The organism is Candidatus Frankia nodulisporulans (genome assembly GCF_902806475.1).
GTDB lineage: Bacteria > Actinomycetota > Actinomycetes > Frankiales > Frankiaceae > Frankia > Frankia umida.
Window position 1 is genome coordinate 1 of record NZ_CADCWS010000400.1, and the last position, 2,473, is coordinate 2,473.

The 2,473-nt window shown below is 71.7% G+C and carries 3 protein-coding genes; all 3 read left to right on the forward strand.

From position 1 onward, the window contains the following. On the forward strand, window positions 1-467 hold a 467-nt coding region (locus G6R24_RS20205; RefSeq protein WP_225438847.1), incomplete at its 5' end, for a hypothetical protein. Continuing rightward, window positions 437-1,792 carry a response regulator gene (locus tag G6R24_RS24660; protein ID WP_163550724.1) on the forward strand — a complete coding sequence of 452 codons (1,356 nt, stop codon included), beginning with the start codon at window positions 437-439 and terminating at the stop codon, window positions 1,790-1,792. The genes G6R24_RS20205 and G6R24_RS24660, both read left to right, overlap by 31 nt. 147 nt (window positions 1,793-1,939) lie before the next feature. Then, entirely contained in the window at window positions 1,940-2,464 is a 525-nt protein-coding gene (locus tag G6R24_RS20215) for a hypothetical protein (RefSeq protein ID WP_338084485.1), read from the forward strand. Window positions 2,465-2,473 lie beyond the last annotated feature (9 nt).

The window sequence follows — 2,473 nt, forward strand, 5'->3', positions numbered from 1 at the left end:
ACGGCCATGCCGACGGTGAATCCCGCGCGGGAGCGATTGTCGACCTCCCTCGCGGGAGGGATGCGACGCCGCCGGCCGAGCGGGCAGACTGGTCGGCGATGAACGGACGAGTTCTGCCCGCCAGCGTCGGCCGGTTCGAGGGCTGGCTGATCCGTGTCCTGGCCAGGCCATGGGTGTGGGTCGCCGCGGCGGGGGTTCTGCTGATCGCGGCGGCGGCCCAGGCGGGATTCGACGACCGTTTCCTGATGTCGATCATGATCGTCGTGCCTGTCGCGTTCGTCGTCCAGCTGCCCCGCGTCGCGGCGGTGCTGGTCGTGTTCGCGGCACTGGGGTGGTTCTTTCCGCAGGCCGGGCCGATGCCGGTCGCGGCCGGAACCGGCCTGCTGGTCGTGTGCGGGGTGGCCGCCTACCGGCTGACGGCGCCGGAGATCTGTCTGTGCGGCGCTTTGTTTCCGTCAACGCCGTGACGCCGTTCACCGATGACGAACCGGGTGCCGCGACCTATCTGCTGTTCGCCGTGGTCGTCGCCGCGCTCGGCTTCGGCCGGCTCCTGCGCGACCGAAGCAGCATCATCGCGCAACACCAGGCGCTCGCCACGGCGCACCTTTCGACGGTGCACGAGCACCTGCTGCTGGCCGACCGCACCGCCATCGCGCGTGAGCTCCACGATGTCGTCGCCCACCACATCTCACATATCGCCATTCAGACCGAGACCGCCCGCTACACGACACCCGACCTGCCCGAACTCGCCGGCACCCGATTCGCGGAGATCGGTGATTCCGCCCGCGCCGCGCTCGCCGAGATGCGACGCATTCTCACCGTGATCCGTTCCCCGGGTCCGGCGCCTGACGGTCATGCCGCCGGCCGGCCCGAACCGGCGCTCGAGCCTCGCCCAGGTCTCGACCGTCTCGACGCGCTCGTCGCGGCCACCCGCGGCCACGGCGGCGAGGTCACCGTCGCGGTGAGCGCGGCTGCCACCCCGATACCCGCCGACACCGACCTCGTCGCCTACCGGGTCATCCAGGAATCCCTCACGAACGCCCGCCGCCATGCTCCCGGCGCCGAGGTGCACATCACGGGGGTTCACGGTCGCCGTGCGACTTCCCGTGCGGCCGGACCGATGACCGCGCCGGCACCGATCCGGGTACTGATCGTCGACGACGACGAGATCGTCCGGGTCGCCTTCCGCGCGCTGCTGGCCACCCGCGACGACATCATGGTCGTCGGCACCGCCCGCGACGGGCGAGACGCCGTTCGCGCCGCCGGCGAACAGCGGCCGGACGTCGTCCTGATGGATGTTCGGATGCCCGTCCTCGACGGAATCGCCGCGACCCGGCTCCTGACCACCACGCTCACGCCCGCGCCCCGCGTGGTTGTTCTGACGACCTTCGACCTCGACGAGTACGTCTATGACGCGTTGTCGGCGGGAGCGAGCGGTTTTCTGCTCAAGGACGTCCCGGCGGTGACGTTGTTCGACGCCGTGCGCGTCGTCGCCCGCGGCGACGCCCTGCTCACACCGGAGGTCACCCGCCGTCTCCTCGACGAGTTCGCCCGCGTCCGGCCCCGCGTGCGACCCGACCGGCTCGCCCAGCTCACCGCGCGCGAGCTCGATGTCCTGCGCCTGCTCGCGGTCGGTCACGCCAATGCCGAGATCGCCGCCCTGCTGTTCATCAGCAACGAGACGGTCAAGACCCACGTCAGCAGCATCCTCACCAAACTCCGGGCCCGCGATCGAACGCAGGCTGTCATCGTCGCCTACGAGGCCGGCCTTGTCCGCCCCGGCGCCAGCTGAGCGGACATGGTTACGGTGGTGGGGCCGGCCGTCCGGGTGACAGTGGGATGGCGGCGTCCGCGTCGGCTCACGCTGGCGTCCGTCCGGGGAGGCAGGATGTCGGACTCGCGGTCCTCGAGGCGAACGAGTGATCGGCCGGGTGGCGGCGTGCGTCCGCCTGGCGAGAGCACCGGTGTGCTGGTGGTCAACGCCGGGTCGTCGAGCCTGAAGCTGCGGCTGCTGGACCCGTCCGGCGGGCTGCTGTGGGCCGACGACCGAGCTGCCGACGACCGTCTCGACGGCGTGTTCGCACAGGTGGCGGAGTTCGGTGGGGTGCGGGCGGTCGGGCACCGGTTCGTCCATGGTGGGCCGGATCTGCTGCGTCCGACACTGGTCGACGCGGGTGTCGAGGCGCGGCTGCGCGCGCGGACCAGCCTGGCGCCGCTGCACATGCCGGCGGCGCTGGCGGGGGTGGCGGCGGTGCGGGCCGCGGCGCCGGAGCTGGAGCTGGCGCAGGTGGCCTGTTTCGACACCGCCTTTCATGCCTCACTGCCGGCGGCGGCGTCGACGTACGCGATCCCGGCGCGGTGGCGTGAGCGGTACGGCATCCGCCGGTACGGGTTTCACGGGCTGTCGCACGCCTATGCGTCGCGGCGTGCGGCCGAGCTGCTCGGCCCACCCGACCCCAGATGACACGTCACC